At 39.4% G+C, this 18089-nt stretch carries 14 protein-coding genes and 1 tRNA gene; 9 read left to right on the top strand and 6 right to left on the bottom strand.

Annotated features, from left to right (window positions below; translation table 11 throughout):
• The first annotated feature begins 171 nt into the window (after positions 1-171).
• The gene (locus B155_RS0105920) at positions 172-1335 is read left to right on the top strand and encodes an acyl-CoA dehydrogenase (RefSeq protein ID WP_018127330.1); all 1164 of its coding nucleotides are present in this window, start codon (positions 172-174) and stop codon (positions 1333-1335) included.
• Positions 1336-1401: 66 nt separating this feature from the next.
• Here the strand turns inward: B155_RS0105920 and B155_RS0105915 are convergent, their stop codons facing one another.
• Entirely contained in the window at positions 1402-2139 is a 738-nt protein-coding gene (locus B155_RS0105915; protein ID WP_157464740.1) for a formylglycine-generating enzyme family protein, read from the bottom strand.
• A gap of 131 nt (positions 2140-2270) precedes the next feature.
• Between B155_RS0105915 and B155_RS0105910 the strand changes: the two genes are divergently transcribed.
• The 3 genes from B155_RS0105910 (at position 2271) to B155_RS0105900 (ending at position 5921) form a co-directional block, all read left to right on the top strand.
• A complete protein-coding gene (locus B155_RS0105910; RefSeq protein WP_018127328.1) occupies positions 2271-3527 on the top strand; it encodes a PAS domain-containing protein in 1257 nt (418 codons plus the stop codon).
• 92 nt (positions 3528-3619) lie between these two features.
• Positions 3620-4048, top strand: coding sequence for a SufE family protein (locus B155_RS0105905; RefSeq protein WP_018127327.1), 429 nt, complete (start codon positions 3620-3622; stop codon positions 4046-4048).
• A 43-nt stretch (positions 4049-4091) separates the two neighbouring features.
• On the top strand, positions 4092-5921 hold the full coding sequence (locus B155_RS0105900; RefSeq protein ID WP_018127326.1) for an ATP-binding protein: 1830 nt from the start codon (positions 4092-4094) through the stop codon (positions 5919-5921).
• Here the strand turns inward: B155_RS0105900 and B155_RS0105895 are convergent.
• Positions 5908-6516 (bottom strand): FMN-binding negative transcriptional regulator, encoded by a 609-nt coding sequence (locus tag B155_RS0105895; RefSeq protein WP_018127325.1) that lies wholly within the window; start codon positions 6514-6516, stop codon positions 5908-5910. The two genes, B155_RS0105900 and B155_RS0105895, sit on opposite strands and share 14 nt — an antisense overlap.
• Positions 6517-7038: 522 nt before the next feature.
• Positions 7039-8271 (bottom strand): amidohydrolase family protein, encoded by a 1233-nt coding sequence (locus tag B155_RS0105885; protein ID WP_018127323.1) that lies wholly within the window; start codon positions 8269-8271, stop codon positions 7039-7041.
• Positions 8272-8508: 237 nt separating this feature from the next.
• On the opposite strand from B155_RS0105885, the gene B155_RS0105880 reads away from it, so the two are divergent.
• The 3 genes from B155_RS0105880 to B155_RS0105860 all read left to right on the top strand — a co-directional run bounded on the left by B155_RS0105880 (position 8509) and on the right by B155_RS0105860 (position 10865).
• Positions 8509-8742 carry a hypothetical protein gene (locus tag B155_RS0105880; RefSeq protein WP_018127322.1) on the top strand — a complete coding sequence of 78 codons (234 nt, stop codon included), beginning with the start codon at positions 8509-8511 and terminating at the stop codon, positions 8740-8742.
• A gap of 1064 nt (positions 8743-9806) precedes the next feature.
• Positions 9807-10373 carry an REP-associated tyrosine transposase gene (locus B155_RS0105865; protein WP_169331278.1) on the top strand — a complete coding sequence of 189 codons (567 nt, stop codon included), beginning with the start codon at positions 9807-9809 and terminating at the stop codon, positions 10371-10373.
• Positions 10374-10520: 147 nt separating this feature from the next.
• Positions 10521-10865 carry a hypothetical protein gene (locus B155_RS0105860; RefSeq protein WP_018127318.1) on the top strand — a complete coding sequence of 115 codons (345 nt, stop codon included), beginning with the start codon at positions 10521-10523 and terminating at the stop codon, positions 10863-10865.
• A gap of 522 nt (positions 10866-11387) precedes the next feature.
• On the opposite strand, the gene B155_RS0105855 is transcribed toward B155_RS0105860, so the two are convergent.
• From B155_RS0105855 to B155_RS0105845, 3 genes are all read right to left on the bottom strand, one after another.
• Positions 11388-11461: transfer RNA gene (locus tag B155_RS0105855), tRNA-Arg, on the bottom strand.
• 130 nt (positions 11462-11591) lie between these two features.
• Positions 11592-12899 carry an adenosylhomocysteinase gene (gene ahcY, locus B155_RS0105850; RefSeq protein ID WP_018127317.1) on the bottom strand — a complete coding sequence of 436 codons (1308 nt, stop codon included), beginning with the start codon at positions 12897-12899 and terminating at the stop codon, positions 11592-11594.
• Between the two features lie 19 nt (positions 12900-12918).
• A complete protein-coding gene (locus B155_RS0105845; protein ID WP_240386252.1) occupies positions 12919-13449 on the bottom strand; it encodes a TlpA family protein disulfide reductase in 531 nt (176 codons plus the stop codon).
• A 184-nt stretch (positions 13450-13633) separates the two neighbouring features.
• On the opposite strand from B155_RS0105845, the gene B155_RS0105840 reads away from it, so the two are divergent.
• Positions 13634-16609 (top strand): SusC/RagA family TonB-linked outer membrane protein, encoded by a 2976-nt coding sequence (locus tag B155_RS0105840; protein WP_018127315.1) that lies wholly within the window; start codon positions 13634-13636, stop codon positions 16607-16609.
• A gap of 18 nt (positions 16610-16627) precedes the next feature.
• A complete protein-coding gene (locus B155_RS0105835; RefSeq protein WP_026167226.1) occupies positions 16628-18019 on the top strand; it encodes a RagB/SusD family nutrient uptake outer membrane protein in 1392 nt (463 codons plus the stop codon).
• Positions 18020-18089: the final 70 nt, after the last annotated feature.

The raw sequence follows: 18089 nt of genomic DNA, 5'->3' as shown, positions 1-18089 counted from the left end.
GTCGTAGGATTTAGTGGGGCTAAAATAAGAAACTGACAGGCTTATCCGAAAAGGAAATAATAGAAGTGTAGAAAGTGCACGATTCAGGAGAGAGCCGATTTTTATTAGCAGAAAAGCGCTTTCAATTTGTATATTAAGTGAAATAGAAATTTGAATAAGACTAGATATTCGATGGAACAACTTGAGCAAATGATGGCCCCTTTAACCCAGCTCACTGAAGACGAACAAATGCTGAAAGAAGCCGCTGCTGATTTTGCAGAAGCTTCAATTAAACCACTTGTATCAGAGATGGATGAACAAGCAAAATTAAATCCTGATTTGATCAAGCAATTTTTTGAAATGGGTTTAATGGGTATTGATATCCCAGAACAATACGGAGGTGGAGGTGGTACCTTCATGATGTCGGTTGTAGCCATTGAGCAAATCTCGCGTGTAGATGCTTCAGCGGGTGTGTTCATGGATGTTCAGAATACACTAGTGAACAACGCATTTGTAAACTACGCATCAGAGTTTCTGAAAGAAAAATATCTACCACAGCTAGCAAACGAAAAAGTAGGTGCGTACTGCTTGTCGGAAGCTGGTTCAGGTAGTGATGCTTTTGCCTTAAAGTGTAAAGCTGTAGAAGATGGCGATGACTATGTACTAAACGGCGCCAAGCTTTGGATTACCAACGCAAATGAAGCAGATATCTTTATCGTGCTTGCCAATGTAAACCCAGAGCTAGGATATAAAGGCATCACTGCTTTTGTTGTAGAGCGTGGTTTTGAAGGCTTCTCAGTATCAAAGAAAGAAGATAAGCTTGGAATCAGAGCGAGTTCAACGTGTGAGATTTTATTAGAAGATTGCCGCGTACCAAAAGAGAATATCTTAGGCGAAGTAGGAAAAGGTTATAAAGTAGCTATCGAAACGCTGAATGAAGGTAGAATTGGAATCGGTGCTCAAATGATCGGTATCGCACAAGGCGCGTTTGATGCCGCTTTAGCATACGTACAAGAGCGTAAGCAATTCGGTAAAGCAATTGGTGAATTCCAAGGCGTTCAATTCCAGTTGGCTCGTATGGCAACGGATATTGAAACAGCTCGTCTTTTAGTGTACAACGCAGCAAGAATTAAAGAAACAGGGCAGAACTTCTTAAAAGAAGCAGCCATGGCTAAATTCTATGCTAGTGAAGTTGCTGAGCGTGTAGCCTCAATGGCCGTTGATCTTTATGGTGGAAATGGATTCGTGAAAGAATACCCAGTGGAGAAGTTCTACCGCGATGCTAAAATTGGTAAGATCTATGAAGGTACTACGAATATGCAGCTCATGACTATTGCGAAGTTATTAATGCGCTAAGCAAGTAGTAAAGCAGTTAAAATTTAAAAAGGAGACCCAATGGTCTCCTTTTTTTATATCCATACTTTATAAATCGGCAGCACAGCGAAAACCAATATCCTCTGAAGTTACATCTCTTAAAGTACCTACTCTCCAGTAAGTACGTGCAGTAATTCGCCGTTCGTAATAACTGCCCCCTCTAATAATTCGCACAGCATCTTTATCCATATCATGAGTATTGAAAGGGTTCGCATAGAATTGATAGTAATCCCCAATCCATTCAAAAACATTTCCGCTCATATCGTACAAGCCTAGACCATTGGGCTTCCGTAAACCCACAGGTTGGGAAGCGGTAACCCGTTCATCTTTCGTTAAAGCCACGGTGTATACTTTTTCCTTCTCTAAAACACCCGCAAAAAGCTCATTTTTACCTCCAGATCTCGCTGCATACTCCCATTCAGTTTCAGTTGGAAGTCTAAACCCATAATACTGGCAAAAGGCTAAAGCATCATCCCAAGTTATATAAGAAACAGCCCGTTGCCCACGATCTTTTCGCTTTGATTTTGGGAGCTTACGACCTGTTTTTTCAGCAAAATGATCAAATTGTTGGTAGGTTACTTCATATTTGCCCATCTTAAAGGACTCTACTTTAACAGTATGTATAGGGATTGCATCTGTATTAGTGCCATCATAAAAATCACCAAAAATGAATTTGCCACCTTTTATGGTAACCATTTCAGGTTTATATGGATTCGGGGCTGAACGATTTATCTTACAGCTTGTTAGGGAAATAAGTAGAACGGGTAGTAGAATGAATTTTTTCAATATATTTAAGATGATTTTCAACCTACTATCAAGATAGTATTAGATTTTGTTATAATCTATTTTAAAATGGAATGATGACAGGATCGGATGAGTTATAGGCTGAATAAATAATCAAGAACCACTGGAGTTTAATGGCTAGGTTAGATCAACAGATTTTAGAACAACTAAAGAAATGCAGTAAAGACGAAGCCTCGTTATCAAAGCTAGAAGAAATCTACTCAGAAATTATGAGTAGGTACGAAAAAGCAAATAAGCATTTAAATTTACTAGAGAGAGCAATTATTGATGATTACGATTCTATTCTAATCACCGAGCTAGAGTTGGAAAAGCCAGGACCCCGTATTGTATATGTAAACGATGGTTTCACGAAAATGACAGGATATGAGCGAGAAGAGGTATTAGGTAAAACCCCTCGAATTCTTCAAGGTGAGAAAACCGATCGCCATGTATTAGATCGCTTAAAGCAACGATTGATTGAAGGCCAAGCATTTTTTGGCCACACAGTGAACTACAAGAAAGATGGATCTGAATTTGTAAACCAGTGGGATATCCATCCATTAACGAATGCACAAGGCGAGATCACTCATTGGGTTTCGTACCAAAGAGATATCACTGATCGCCAAGAATCGAGCAAGATGCTATTTGATGCTAACATCGATTTCGAACAGTTAATTGAAGAGTCGAAAAGAACTTTTGTTGATTTAGATGTGCAAGGCAATATCATTGCGAGTAATAAGTCGTTTAGAGAGATGCTTGGTCACGAAACTGACGAACTGAAGAGTCTTAAGATTTGGGATTTAGTGGGCAAAGACGACCAACAACAAGTGAAAAGCTTGCTCGAAGATTTTAGTACTGAGCAAACCATGGAAGATACCTACAATTGGGTATTCAAAAAGAATAATGGGGAAGAGTTATTGCTTGAGGCAGGAGTTCGGTGGTTTGTAAGTAGCGACGATACGGTTATCCGCATTCACTTTGATAATATCTCACTACGGAATAAAGTAATCGATACCCTTCGGGAAAAGACAAAAAGCTTAGAAAGCTTACTCTCAACCAAAGAAGAGTTTACGCTGAAATTTAAAAAACATGATAACGGCAGTATATTTGTAGCCTATGCTTCCGATTCATTTCAAGATATTGTGGGCCACCCCGTAGAAAAAGTGCTGGATCAAGGTTTACACGATGTATTAACATCCGATGCTTCAGCAATCACTAAGGCTGGTTTAGATAAAGCTTTTTTAGGCACTATGAGCTCAGAAAAAATTCAATATCTAGATGCTGATGGTAATGAGATATCGATAGTCCAATCATTTCGCCCAATTTGGGATGCGGATGAAAAAGAAGTGATAGCCGTACGCTCTGTGGGCTTAGTGGAACTTGAAGTTTAGCTTTGGGTATTCCATAAAATAAAGTTTGAAATTAAGGCCCTTAAAAGGGCCTTTTTTCATGCATTCCCAATTTCATTTCCTATCTTTCACCTATGAATATTGAAGACGTACAAGAACGGATTATAAAAGAATTTGAATTGTTTGATGATTGGACCGAGCGGTACAAATACATCATTAAACATGGGAATAAACTAGAGCCACTGCCTGAAGAAGACAGGGTTGAAAGCAATTTAGTGAAGGGTTGCCAAAGCCAAGTATGGTTAACCGCTTCATTAAATGGAGACACCATCCAATTTAAAGCCGATAGTGACGCGGCGATCACAAAAGGATTAGTATCGTTGGTGGTTCGTTTGTACACCAATCAAAGCCCAGACGACATTTTAAGGGTAAACCCCGACTTCATCGGAAAGATTGGCATGGCTCAACATTTATCGCCTACACGCGCTAATGGATTAGCAAGTATGGTTAAACAAATGAAAATTTATGCCATGGCGTATAAATCTAAATTGAAAAACTCTTGAACGCTATGAAATAATTGCCGTACTTCACCCTATAATTTAAGGTATGGCAAATAATTTTTCGTTTACCGGACTTTCGGAGGTGGCAAGCAAGGAGACTCCGATTGATTCCGATCAGCTATTAGTAGAAGGAGTATCCAATAGAATTCTAAAATGGGTTTCATACTCATGTGCATTTGTGAGCTTAATGTTCCTGATTGCATTTGCGTTTGATGAGTCTATTTCTGTTTCTTGGTTTTTTGTATCCCAAGTAATCGCCTTCCTTTTAATACCTATTCTGGCCAAATCTGGCTTCGAAAACACCGCTAAGTTCATTCTCATCCTCTATGTGGATGTGTCGATTGTACTTCTAAGTTCCATTTTTGAAGGGGAAGTATATGTGCAGTTTTTCTTTATCCCTACTATGGGGCTGGCCATACTTTTATTCGATTATAAGTACATCCATCTGAGAAACATCTCTATTATGATATCGGTGATATCATTCTTCGTGATTGATTTCATATCCATCGATAGTATTATTTTAAGTGAAGACAATGTGGATGTAATTCGATGGAGTGTGTTAACCGCTTCATTCATTACAACATGGATCATTTTTAACACCTTCTCTGAATCGAAAGAAAAAGCTGAACAGGCCACTAAAAAGCTGCTTGAAAAAGAGCAAGACCTAAACAAGCAGTTAAGTCATAAGCAGGATGAGCTTCAAACGTATATCGACCAATTAGAGGTTACGAGTTTAGAGCTAGAGAAAAGTGCTCGAGCTAAATCGGATTTCTTAGCTACCATGAGCCATGAAATTCGAACACCGATGAATGCGATTTTAGGGATGACGCATTTGTTAAAAGAAGATGATCCACGAGAAGATCAGCTCGAGTCGATAAATATATTAGATTTTTCTGGTCGTACTTTATTAGCGCTTATCAACGACATTCTCGACTTCTCAAAAATAGATGCGGGTAAAATTGAATTCGAGCAAACGGAATTTGAGCTCCAACAATTAGTAAGCACCATCTCAGAGACATTCAAAGTAACGGCTACGAATAAACGTATTGAGTTAAAGACAGAGATTGAAGATGAAATGCCAAATACGCTTATTGGCGATCCTGCTCGGCTTACTCAGATCTTAAATAACTTGGTGAGTAATGCACTCAAGTTCACAGAAAAAGGCTCGGTAAAAATCAATGTGAAGGCATTGGAAGAAACCGATGATGAAGTCAAAATTGAGTTCAAGGTTATAGACACAGGCATAGGAATTGAGGAAGATCGCTTAGATTCTGTGTTTGAAAGTTTCACACAAGCAAATACAACTACAACACGCCTATTCGGGGGTACGGGCTTAGGGCTTTCCATCAGTAAGCAACTCACCGAATTACAAGGGGGACGGATATTTGTAGAAAGTGAGATAGGTAAAGGAAGTACATTCTCGGTTCAGCTACTTTTTCCTAAAGGAACTGCTAAAGAAAAAATTGAAGCAGGTGTTATCCTCGATGAGTTTGTGAAGCTGAAAGGGACACGAGTACTCTTAGCTGAAGATAATCCCGTGAACCAAAAAGTAATGACACGATTCCTAGAGCGTTGGGAAATTATTACTACGGTGGTAAACGATGGCCACGAAGTAATCGCTGAGTTAGAATCTAACGAATACGACATTATTTTAATGGATCTTCAAATGCCTGAACTTAATGGATTTGAAACAACAGAGAGAATCCGAGCTTTTGAGGATGAAAAGAAAAGGAAGATTCCAATCGTCGCACTTACAGCCGCCGCACTTAAGGAAGTGAAAGATCAAGTGCAGGAAGTAGGGATGGATGCGTATGTAACCAAACCATTTAATCCGGTGGAACTCAAAAAGAAAATATCAGAGCTTACTCGCCTTTAAGATTCCTTCTCATGATACAAGAAACTTCCTTTTCCCCGCCTTTTTCTAAATGATCAATAACCCCTTGTTGATCTTCTTTACTACGATTTTGATTGAATTTAAAAGTGCCTTGTAGATCCGTAATGTTGATCTGAATACCTACAATGGCTTTTAAATCGGTTTCCATGGTGGGTTCCCCCTCTTCTAGCGACCAATCGGTATCCACCATAGATTCATGGTGTTCAGTTAGCTCAGTTACTATGGAACGTAATTCCTTTGAATCATGAATCAATACAGGGGTACCATACACATGCACGGAAGCATAATTCCAAGTTGGAACGGTTACTCGATCTTTATACCAAGCAGGGGTGATATAGCTGTGAGGTCCCTGAAATACGCATAGTATTTGTTGTACATCTTCGAGATTTCTCCAATGCTTATTAGCCCGTGCCATATGGGTGGTAAGCGTATGCTCTTCAAAATTTACCATAAACGGTAAATGAGTAGCTTCTGGAACTCCATGTGATTGGCTAAAAAGTGTGCCAAAGTTATGAGCTTGGATAAACTCTAAGAGAACCTTAGGGGCAGTTTCTTTAAAAGAAGAAGGGGTGTACATCACAGAAATATTATTTCTTAGAAGGTACTAGATGAACGGTAGAATTCAAGGATTGAATTCAAGCAATCACAATATGCATAAAAACAAAAAAGCCGTCTCTTTTTTATGAAACGGCTCTGCATTAAGGGGTGAGCTCTTTCCGCTTGTTAGCAGAAAAATTATTTCTTTCCACCTTTTTTAGCTTGACCAACTTTCTTCTGTGGCGCTGCGTTTTTAGCGGAAGATTTGGTTTGAGCTTGAGCTGGCTGCTTAAATTTGTTAGCCATGGTAGTGTTCCAATAAAGGAGTTTTGGCCATGTTCTCTCGCCCGTTTTGGCGAAACCCTGACCCATGTCTTGGTGAGTATTCTCCTTACGACATTGATTAATGGTACACACTTTTTAGATCATATCAATGCATTGTAGATGTGGAAGTCCATAGATTTTATTGATAAAGTTTTTGGGACTTAGCTATCAGTGAAAATTGAAAAGACATAAAAAAAGCCCTCCAAAGAGGGCTATATCCACTATAGATAAATGAAGATCATTCTTTACCAAAAGGAAGTCTGTTCAATCCAATTTTACCATTGGTTATTACTACAATAACATCCTGTAGAGCACGGATATCTTCCAGGGGGTTGTCGTAGGTAACAATGATATCGGCTTCTTTACCCACTTCGATGGATCCTGTTCTATTCTCGATACCGAATAATTTGGCGTTATCGATAGTAGCAGTTCGGATAGCTTGCATTGGGGTTAAACCTAGCTTCACAAAGTTGATCACTTCCGTAGGAACGCGTGTTAAACTTTCAGGGCCATATCCTGAATCGGTACTCGCCCCCAGAGGAACTCCATAGGCAATGGCTTTCTTAACGGTTTCAGCCATTTTTGGGAGCATATAGTTCCCACGAATGGTTGTAACAGGGTGGTCGTAATCGCCACCAGGAATGGTTAGGTCCTCAACGGTAGAATAGGTAGGTACTAAGTAGGTTCCTTTTTCAGCCATGAGCTTAAGGGCTTCGTCGCTTGCATAGGTGCCGTGTTCTATACTCTTTACACCAGCTCTAACCGCGTCTATTACCGAGCCATGAGCATGCGACATCACAGGGATATCATATTTAGCTGCTTCTTCAACAATCCAGCGTAATTGTTGTTCGGTGTACACTTGTTTTCGTGGATCGGTTGTAGGCGTTCCTGCGCGTTCTGCACTACGGGTTTTAATCCACTGCACTCCATTTTCAGCATTTACTTGAACAAGTTTTTTTAGCGCTTGTTCTGTGGTTACTCCATCATAAAGCTCAGCTAGTTCGGTATCAGCTAGAATACTTGATCCTAATTTAGGTTGCACGAATACACCAGTAGGGATGATTTCAGGGCCAACCCAGTCACTTTCAAGAGCAAGTTTTTGGAGGGCTACATCGGCGTAGGAACCAACGCTAGCGCTACGAATGGTTGTAGTGCCGTAAAATAATGCACGTTCAGCGGCCTCAAAGCTACTAACGTGGGCGTGGGCATCTAATAAGCCCGGAAGCACAAAGTGCCCTTCCAAATCAATCACTTTACTGCCTGCAGGAATATCCCCTTTGGAAGATGAGATAGAAGTGATGGTGCCATTTTTAATAACGATTGTTTGATTGGGCCGAACCCCCTCCGAAACTCCATCAATAACGTGTGCGTTTGTGAGCACTAAAACTTCATTATTTTGAGCGATTACTTGAGTGCTGCTAAAAAATAAAACCCCTAAAAGAAATAATTTCAATTGTTTGAAAAATGCCATGTCCTAAACTCCATTAGTTAGTATATATGAACCCATCAAATAGAAAGTATTCGTGGTTCCGGCAATATGCGAAGATTAAAATGATGTAAAAAGAGTGAATCGATATGGATTGACATATTAAGGAGGATGAGTGGGCGAGAATTTTTGATCTAAAGATGTTTTAAGTCTGTGACTTTTAACTAGCAGTACCGTAAGACTGTGTCTTGCATTAAGGGTTAAATTCTATACATTTAGCCAATGTCTTTCAAAATTCATAGCGACGTTGGGAATGAAAATAAGCTTCAATATAATGAGCCAGTGATGGAAGTCAGGAGACTTCCTAGTCTAGGGCTTTTAAGTTGCAAACTTAAAAGATCGGGGGGGGGAAGAGAAGCCGCAAAGGCATATTATAAAGAGCATCAATCTATTTTTGATAATTTGATAATGTCTATTAGCTATAGAAAAACCTTAGAAGAAAGAGAAAATGATTAATCCAGTCCCAATTACAATAATAGTATCATTGATAATCCTGTTAATAATGTTAATAACAGGTAAGACACCTGCTTATGGAGTAAAATCTGGTATTATTGCTACGAAAAAGGAAGTTCCATTTTTATATTGGACACTTGTAATCAATTTTTCTTTTATAATCATTTATGGTACATACTTATACTACACAGAGTTATGATTACATTTTGTAGATGAGATAGCAGAAATAGAATTAATAACATACAGACTCAGAAATGCGATTTACAGCAAATAGGATATACTGTATTATTTTATTCTTTTTTGGACTTATTTCATTGAACGGTTGTTCCAATGAGGCAAATAAGAGCCATCCTGATACAGGTACTTTATCTACTTCTCAGGACTCTATTTTGTCTAAAATGGATGCAGATAGTGTAATAAAGAGTTTTTATATCGGTTGATTCTCTGCGTAAGTTAATAGAAGCAGATACGTCGTTGAAAGAAATGAAACCGATGATGGATTCTTTATTGAACGAGTTAGAAAAAGATTCTATCTGAAATTGATAATCTATTAAAAGTAAAGAAACCAAAGCCTCGGCAAATTGTCGGGGCTTTTTGTTTGGTGGTTACTGAATAGCCTTAAGCTTGGTAGCCTTAATAAAATTGTCAATAGTGAGTAGCAGGGAATTACGATCTTGCACCCCCAAAGATGTTTTAAGTCTGTGACTTAAAACTAGCAGTAAGGATTAAATTCTATACATTTAGCCAATGCCATTCAAAATTCATAGCGACGTTGGGAATGAAAATAAGCTTCAATATAATGAGTCAGTGATGGAAGTCAGGAGACTTACTAAGCTGGTACTTTCAAGTTATAAACTTGAAAGATTTATGGATAGAAAGTTGGTGAGAAAATCAGGAGTGGAGTCCTTTTAATGTTCCCCAGCGGTGCTACGGAACTAGGGGTATAGAATTGTAAGAGGTTAAATGGCATGTGTCACAATCTCGTTACGGAGTTCCACTCCGTAATGCCTAGACGGAGCTCTGCTCCGATTACTAAGAGTAAAAAATATTGTAAGGACCTACCTATCATGGAAGTCTTACCTAATAAAAAACTAATGGGAAGAAGTAGGTTTAAATTTCATGAAGATCATTACCCATACTTTATAACATATACAGTGGTGGGAGGGGTGCCTATTTTTGATGACCCTATTTTATCTAAAGTGATTATTGATTCATTGAAATTTATGACAGCTGAATTCGAGATTGTACTTTATAGCTATGTCATTATGCATAATCATATACATATGATTGTTGAATCAAATAGTATTGCAGAAAAGATAAGAAGGGTAAAATCTTTCACAGCTCGAAAAATCATAGACTCTTTAGAATTTCGAAATAGATCAAATATTCTATATAGAATCAAGCTGTTTCGGGTTACTTTTAAGGAGTCTTCACAATATCAATTTTGGCAAGAAGGTTCACACCCCATTCAAATAAATAATGATAAAAAGCTTATTTCTTGTATCGAATATATTCACAATAATCCTGTTAAAGCGGGCTTTGTGGAAAAACCAGAACACTGGCTATACTCATCTGCAAGAGCTTATAAAGGACTTGAGACTGATCCAATATGTACCTTGTATGGATTAAGATGATATTCATTATTAGTAAGGAGCAGAGCTCCTTAAGATATTCCGCAGCGGAGCTACGGAACTAGGGTAAAAGTAAAGCCCTCTGCGACTATTGATGTAAATATTGATGGTGTGGACTTCAAAGAACTAAAATATATAGATAATTAAACAATGAAGAATATAGATTCAGAATTATTAAATGAAATAGTTAGAAACTTAGAAATAGACTATATAGGTTTTTGGATCATTTATTCTATGATAAAAAAAGCACATAATACAGAAGACTCTAAAGAAACATTAGTCTATAAGGTTTTTTTGTATATAAATGAGTTGCTTGAAATAGATAATGTTTTAATTGGAGATTTATTAAAAGATAACGAAGATCAATCATTCTTTAAATCTTGGAAAATTTTAAAGAACGAAAGTATTCTAGCCATAATACAAAGATGGTCTCTGATGAATTTTGAAGAGCCTAACATCGGTGATGTATGTTACTTTACTAAATTAAAAAATTGATTCTCTCGCATCTATTGTAAAGCACGTTATTGAAAAACTAAAAGACATTCTGAGAAATTAGGATGTCTTTTTTTATTGGTGACTACTGAATAGCTTTGAGCTTGGTAGCTTTAATAAAATTGTCAATGGTAAGCAGTAAAGATTCTCTATCGGTTTCGGGGAGGTTTTGTATTTCCCAGTAAAAGCAGGATATGTGGATGATCCCATTCATTGGAGATATTCATCAGCAAGAAATTATCGTGGTGAGACTGGTTTGATTGATATTAGTTTGTATGCTGGTTAGGAGTGCAATTAATAGAAGCTGGAGCTTCTGGAATGTGTTCCCAAGCAGGAGCTTGGGAACAAGGAAGGGGGCCAGTGATGGAAGTCAGGAGACTTCCTCGTCTAGGGCTTTTAAGTTGCAAACTTAAAAGATCTGAAATGAATGAGAAAACAGAGGAGAGCAATAGTATATCACATCACATAGGGGCATAAAAAAAGCCCCAGAAGCTGTGAAAGTGCTTCGAAGGGCTTATTTAGGTGTACACCCGAGAGGATTCGAACCTCTAACCGCCTGATTCGTAGTCAGGTACTCTATCCAGTTGAGCTACGGGTGCATATTTCAATAATTTGAAAGGCTCCAAAGATACGGACTTTAGCAGCCCGAAACAATAGAGAATTCATGAAAAAAGCCCACTCGAAGGAGCGGGCTTTCTTTATTTACAAATTGTATACCTAAGCAAATGCTTAGTATCTGTACTGATCTGACTTATAAGGACCTGTGATTGGAACACCAATGTATTCCGCTTGGTCTTCAGTAAGGGTTTCAAGCTCTACACCAATTTTAGATAAATGTAAGCGTGCTACTTTTTCATCTAAACTTTTTGGAAGTACGTGAACACCTGGCTCAAATTCCTCTGGACGGTTCCAAAGTGCAATCTGTGCCAAAGTTTGGTTGGTGAAGCTGTTACTCATCACAAAAGATGGGTGACCCGTTGCATTACCAAGGTTCATTAAACGTCCTTGAGATAGTAGTACAACTTGCTTACCCGACTTCAACGTGAAGATATCAACCTGTGGTTTGATGTTTTCTTCTTTGGAGTTTTCTTTTAGCCACGCAACATCAATTTCGTTGTCGAAGTGACCGATGTTTCCAACAATCACTTTGTCTTTCATTATTTCGAAATGCTTGCCTTGTACGATGTCTTTATTACCCGTAGCGGTCACAATGATATCGGCACGAGGTGCAGCGTCATCCATTTTCTTAACTTCGAAACCATCCATAGCAGCTTGGAGTGCACAGATTGGATCGATTTCGGTAACAATTACACGAGCACCAGCACCACGTAGTGAAGCTGCGGTTCCTTTACCTACATCACCGTAACCAGCAACAACAGCTACTTTACCAGCCATCATTACATCGGTAGCACGACGAATAGCATCTACAGCTGATTCTTTACAACCGTATTTGTTATCAAATTTCGATTTTGTAACCGAGTCGTTTACGTTAATAGCAGGAAGAGTTAGGGTTCCTTTGCGCTCACGCTCGATAAGGCGAAGTACACCAGTAGTAGTTTCTTCAGAAATTCCGTTGATACCATCTACTAACTCAGGGTAGCGATCGAGTACCATGTTGGTTAAGTCGCCACCGTCATCTAAAATCATATTTAGAGGTTGGCCATCTGGGAAGAATAGTGTTTGTTCAATACACCAATCAAACTCTTCTTCAGTCATACCTTTCCAGGCGTAAACAGGAATGCCAGCTTCAGCAATAGCTGCTGCTGCGTGGTCTTGAGTAGAGTAGATATTACATGAAGACCAAGTTACATCGGCACCTAAATCTACTAATGTTTCAATAAGTACGGCAGTTTGGATAGTCATGTGAAGACATCCGGCGATGCGTGCACCTTTCAGTGGTTGCTCGGCTTTGTATTCTTCTCTTAATGCCATTAAACCTGGCATTTCAGCTTCAGCTAGTTCAATCTCTTGGCGTCCAAATTTTGCCAATGAGATATCTGCTACTTTATAAGCTGGTTTCTCTTTTACATCTTGCATAATAATTATATCGTCGATTCTAGGATTGTTTATTGTCTTCAATAATGGTTTTTGCCTTCAAGTAATCGCCTTTTGTACCGCTACTACCTACTTCAGCTTTTATCAAATATCCATCTGGATCGATGAATATTTTAAAGGGGATACCAAAAGTAATCACTTTTGCACCCACTTCTTCAGTGTCTAATAAAAAGTTAAAATCATAGCCTTTTTCTTCAGCAAAGGCTCTTACTTCTTCGGGAGTGTCTGAATCTTGCAAATTCACAGCAAATACTTCGAAGTCGTCGCCATATTCTTTGCGCAACGAATCCATAGCTGGGAATACTTGTAAACAAGGGCCACACCACGTTTCCCAAAAGTCAACCAGTATCACTTTACCCTTGTAATCTTTTACTGAAACCGTGTTGCCTTCCAAATCAGTAAAGGTGGCGTTGTAAATGATTTCACCTGTTTTCAGTAGTTCGCTATTGAGTTCGCGAGGGTTTTCGCGGGTTTCACCACAGGCTATAAATAGCAGTACAGTTAGGATGGGTAATAAGAGCTTTTTGTGCACAGTCTTGATTGAGTTTAAGGTTCGTTTATGTAACACCATAAAGATACCAATTAGTTCGGAGAAATTTCAGAGAGAGGTTTACATCTCTTAACACCATGCTTATAGTGAAACTGATTCTTAATTATTATTTAATAGCCGACACGTCAAAAGACGTTGTTTTTTAATACTAAAACAAATAAGGCATATGAGAAAAAGTTACTATTCGAAGGTAGGCGCATTTTTATTCGCACTACTTTTTTCAAGTCACTTAGTGATGGCCCAGTATCAAGTTACTGGTGTTGTTACAGATGAAGCCACAGGTGATGAACTTGTGGGTGTTACCATTTTCGATCCAGCATCGGGAGGTGGTGTAACCACTAATGTTGATGGTATTTATACCATTGAAGTTGACGGAGCCACTACCTTGCGCTTCTCTTACATTGGGTATGTAACCCAGAACATTGATGTTGATGGAAACGCTGGAGAAGAAGTTACTCTAAATGTGACGTTAAAAAGTGATGTTGCAAATCTAGATGAGTTAGTGATTACAGGTTTGGCTTCAACAACGAAGCGTTCCAACCTAGCAAACTCTGTTTCTTCCATTAACGCAGAAGATATTTCAGGTAAAACTGACCCTCCTACATTGGATGGAGCTATGCAGGGTAAAATCCCTGGGGTCCAAATACAGTCGTATAGTGGAGCGCCAGGTGGTGGTTTCAACGTTCAGATGCGTGGGGTATCCACTTTTGGTGCTTCAGGATCTCAACCACTTTATATCGTTGATGGAGTGTATATCAATAACTCTAATATTTCAAACGGTAGATCAAGTGTAAGTGGAGCCGGTGGCTCGTCGCAGGATGATTCAGCGAACCGACTTGCAGATTTAAACCCTGATGATATTGAAAGCATTGAGATTCTTAAAGGATCATCAGCGGCGGCTATTTATGGTCAGCGTGCGAATGCAGGTGTAGTAATCATCAAAACGAAAAGAGGTAAGGCTGGCGATACTAAGATTTCTGTATCACAAGATGTAGGTTTTAGTGCTGCATTACGTTTCCAAGGTCGTACCGAATGGAATGAAGCTCGTATTCGGGATTTCTGGGGAACGGGTGCTCGTGGCGATCTAGAAGTTCAGCGGTATAACACTGCAAAATCTAATGGTAATATCGTTGATCTTGAGAAAGAGTTATATGGCAACCAAGGTGCTATTATGAACACGCAGATTAGTGTATCTGGTGGTAATGAAAAAACTCGTTTCTTTATATCAGCATCTAACAACGATGAGCAAGGTATTATTGAAGAAACAGGCTTCCAGCGCCGTAGCCTACGTGCGAATATTGATCATAGCATCAATAAAAATGTGCGTATAGCTACTAGTTCTTCGTATATCAATACTGACTCACAGCGTGGATTTACTGGAAACCAGAATAACACGGGTGGATCTATTGGTTATACCTTAGCATTTACTCCGAACTACGCTTACGATATCCTTAAGCAGAATGCGGATGGGACCTATAACGACAACCCATATTTCTCTGAAAACCCATTTAGACTTATCGATGACGCTAGAAACGACCAAGAAGTAAATCGTTTCATCCAATCGGTTGAATTAAATGCAGATCTTATCTCAAGCGGTGTAAATCGTTTAGCATTTAGCTTACGTGGGGGATTAGATTATCTAGCTTCAGATGGTATAGTGTATTTCCCTGAGTACATGCAGTTCCAAAGAACAGCCGCTGACTTCCCTGGTGATGTGTATCATTCAATTAGTGAAGTATTGAATTTAAATCTACAAGCTTCATTAGCATACAGCACAGAGCTACAGTCTGAGATGGGAACGTACTACTTGAATACTCAAGCTGGTTTCTCTCGTTACGACCAAAAGATTTCACAAGACAATATTCGAGGTCGTGGTTTATTACCAGGGCAAACGAATGTTGGAAATGCGGCACAAGTAACGGCTTCTCAGGGCTTTACTGAGATTGCAGATATTGGATACTTTGCTCAGCAAGAAGTCAACTGGGATGATAAAGTTATCGCAACGGTGGGGGGTCGATTAGATCGTTCTACTCTAAACTTAAATGACGATGAGCTTTATTTCTATCCAAAAGCATCGGTTGCTGCAAACCTTACCAATTTCGACTTCTGGACGGTAAATGACATCAGCCAGTTGAAGTTACGTGTTGCTTATGGTGAGACTGGTGGACTTCCAAACTTTGGAAACATATTCACGAGTGCGAATAGTGAGAACATTGGAAGCTTTGTTGGTATTTCAGCAGGTGGTTCTACAGTTGATCCTAACCTAAAGCCAGAAAGTGCAAAAGAGCTTGAGTATGGTATAGATGTAACGTTCTTGGATGGACGTATTTCATTTGAAGGAACCGTATACAAGAAAACGGTTGAAGATTTAATCTTGAATCTAAACCCTGCTCCAGCAACAGGACTAGGTGGTGTTTCAACAAATGCAGCTGATCTTGAAAACGAGGGTATTGAATTAGGTCTTAATTTAATTCCAGTGAATAATTCTAACTTAGTGTGGAATAGTTCCATTCTATGGTGGAAGAATGAGTCGCTAATTACCGACTTAAGAGTACCTGAAGATATCAATGGTGCCTTCTCAACGGGTTTTGGTTTTGCTAAGATCAAAGAGGGCGTTTCACCAACAACCATTTATGGTTTTGATGAAAATGGTGAAGAGAAAATCTTTGGTAACTACCAGCCAGATTTCCAGATGTCGTTTTCAAACGATTTCAACTTCTTGCAAAACTTCAGTGCTAGTTTCTTAGTGCATTGGAGTCAGGGCTCTGAGTTAACAAACTTATCGGATTTATTATCTGATGGTAGAGGTAACACGGATGATTATTATACCGAAGGAACTACTCGAGTTCAGCGCCCAGCGGGTACCGCACGTTTCGTAGATGATGGTTCTTACATCAAGTTAAGAGAAGCGTCGTTGTACTATACAGTGCCTAAAGAATTCTTGTCTGACCAATTGAACGGTGCATTGAGCCGTATCAAAGTTGGTGTGTCGGGTACAAACTTATTATTGATATCAGATTATGGAGGGTATGATCCTGAAGTGAGTGCGCTTGGTAGATCAAACATTGGTCGTCAAGTAGACATTACCCCATATCCAAGTTCAAGAAAGATCTTGTTCCATTTGAAATTCGATATCAACTAATTCTAAAGAATGTATACTATGAAAAAATTTACCAAATATTTAGCTATTGCAGGACTTGGACTTAGTTTTGTGGCGTGTGATCTGATTGATCCCGCAGCCGTGACTGATCCAAATAGTCCGAGTGAAAATGCGGTGTTGCAGAATGCAACCAAGTCAGATATCCAAAACTTGGTAACAGGTTTGGAAGCTGAAAACAGAAACTATAATACTGTATGGACGTTATTCGGAGCTTTCGGGCGTGATTTATATTACTTCGGAACTTCTGATCCTAACTTTTTCGACCAGTGGTTACAGTTACCTGGAAACCCTGCACCTGATGCGGAAGACAATCATACTTTCTTCGGTGATGGATCTGCTTACGAAAGCCCTTATGGAGCCGTTCGCCAAGCTGACTTCTTAATTACTGCGGTTAACAATACCGATCAGTTATCTGATGCAGAAGCAAGTGGTGTAATTGGTTTTGCCAATACCCTTAAGGCCTATCAGCTTATCTGGCCATGGCACCATCAGGGAACGAATGGAATTCGTGTAGATTTAAACTACAGTGATCCATTGAATCCCGGTGATTTCCTATCGCAAAGTGATGCATTAACGAGAATTCGTGCCATTCTTGATGAGGCGAATACTTCATTAGGTAACGCGGGTTCAAGCTTTGTGTTTGAATTAACAGATGGCTTCGAAAACTTTGATACTCCAGCAACCATGCAAGAAGTGAATAGAGCTATTGCGGCTCGTTTTGCGGTATATGCAGGCGACTGGGGTGGTGCTTTAACTGCCTTAGATGATTCGTTCTTGAATCTGAATGCAACAACCGTAGCTGAACTAAAGGCAGGTCCAGCGCATGTGTATGCAGGTGGTGATGATAGAACAAACCCGTTTTATTATGTGCCGGATGCGGCCGCTGATCGTGTAATTGTTGGAAGCCCAAACTGGGTGAACGACGCTGAGGCGAACGACGATCGTATCGATGATAAACTGGATCTAAGAACAGCTCCAGCAGAAGTATCAGAGCTACCGCTCGTATCTGCGGATTACCAAGAAGGTAGATACGGACAAACGGATGCAGTACCATTTATCCGAAATGAGGAGTTAATCCTTATTTATGCGGAAGCGAAAATCAACCGTAATACGGGTACTGATTTAGTGGATGCCGTTGATGCTATAAATACCATTCGTAACATTTGGGGATTACCTGATTATTCAGGGGCAGTTACTCAAGCAGCTTTACTCGATGAGATGTTGAATCAACGTCGATACTCACTGTGGGGTGAAGGTCACCGATGGGTAGATATGAGAAGATATGATCGTCTGGATGATATCGATACCTCATTAGACGGTGGTCGTGTACCTACTCAAGTTGCACGTCCTCAAGGAGAGCTTGATTGGGAAGACTATGTTGGTTCCAATTAAAAAAATGGAATAGTAGTATATCTAACCTAATACTAAAGTAGGCGGTTAGCATTCCTGGAGCCCTGTGTGT

The organism is Balneola vulgaris DSM 17893, assembly GCF_000375465.1.
Taxonomy (GTDB): domain Bacteria; phylum Bacteroidota; class Rhodothermia; order Balneolales; family Balneolaceae; genus Balneola; species Balneola vulgaris.
Note: the sequence above shows the minus strand (reverse complement) of the source record. Positions and strands in the feature narration are given on the sequence as shown.

Coding starts and splice junctions, on each gene's coding strand:
- B155_RS0105865 (WP_169331278.1), top strand. CDS start 9,807: ATGGAAGTCTTACCTAATAAAAAACTAATGGGAAGAAGTAGGTTTAAA.
- B155_RS0105880 (WP_018127322.1), top strand. CDS start 8,509: ATGTCTTTCAAAATTCATAGCGACGTTGGGAATGAAAATAAGCTTCAA.
- B155_RS0105840 (WP_018127315.1), top strand. CDS start 13,634: ATGAGAAAAAGTTACTATTCGAAGGTAGGCGCATTTTTATTCGCACTA.
- B155_RS0105885 (WP_018127323.1), bottom strand. CDS start 8,271: ATGGCATTTTTCAAACAATTGAAATTATTTCTTTTAGGGGTTTTATTT.
- ahcY (WP_018127317.1), bottom strand. CDS start 12,899: ATGCAAGATGTAAAAGAGAAACCAGCTTATAAAGTAGCAGATATCTCA.
- B155_RS0105905 (WP_018127327.1), top strand. CDS start 3,620: ATGAATATTGAAGACGTACAAGAACGGATTATAAAAGAATTTGAATTG.
- B155_RS0105920 (WP_018127330.1), top strand. CDS start 172: ATGGAACAACTTGAGCAAATGATGGCCCCTTTAACCCAGCTCACTGAA.
- B155_RS0105895 (WP_018127325.1), bottom strand. CDS start 6,516: ATGTACACCCCTTCTTCTTTTAAAGAAACTGCCCCTAAGGTTCTCTTA.
- B155_RS0105860 (WP_018127318.1), top strand. CDS start 10,521: ATGAAGAATATAGATTCAGAATTATTAAATGAAATAGTTAGAAACTTA.
- B155_RS0105835 (WP_026167226.1), top strand. CDS start 16,628: ATGAAAAAATTTACCAAATATTTAGCTATTGCAGGACTTGGACTTAGT.
- B155_RS0105910 (WP_018127328.1), top strand. CDS start 2,271: ATGGCTAGGTTAGATCAACAGATTTTAGAACAACTAAAGAAATGCAGT.
- B155_RS0105900 (WP_018127326.1), top strand. CDS start 4,092: ATGGCAAATAATTTTTCGTTTACCGGACTTTCGGAGGTGGCAAGCAAG.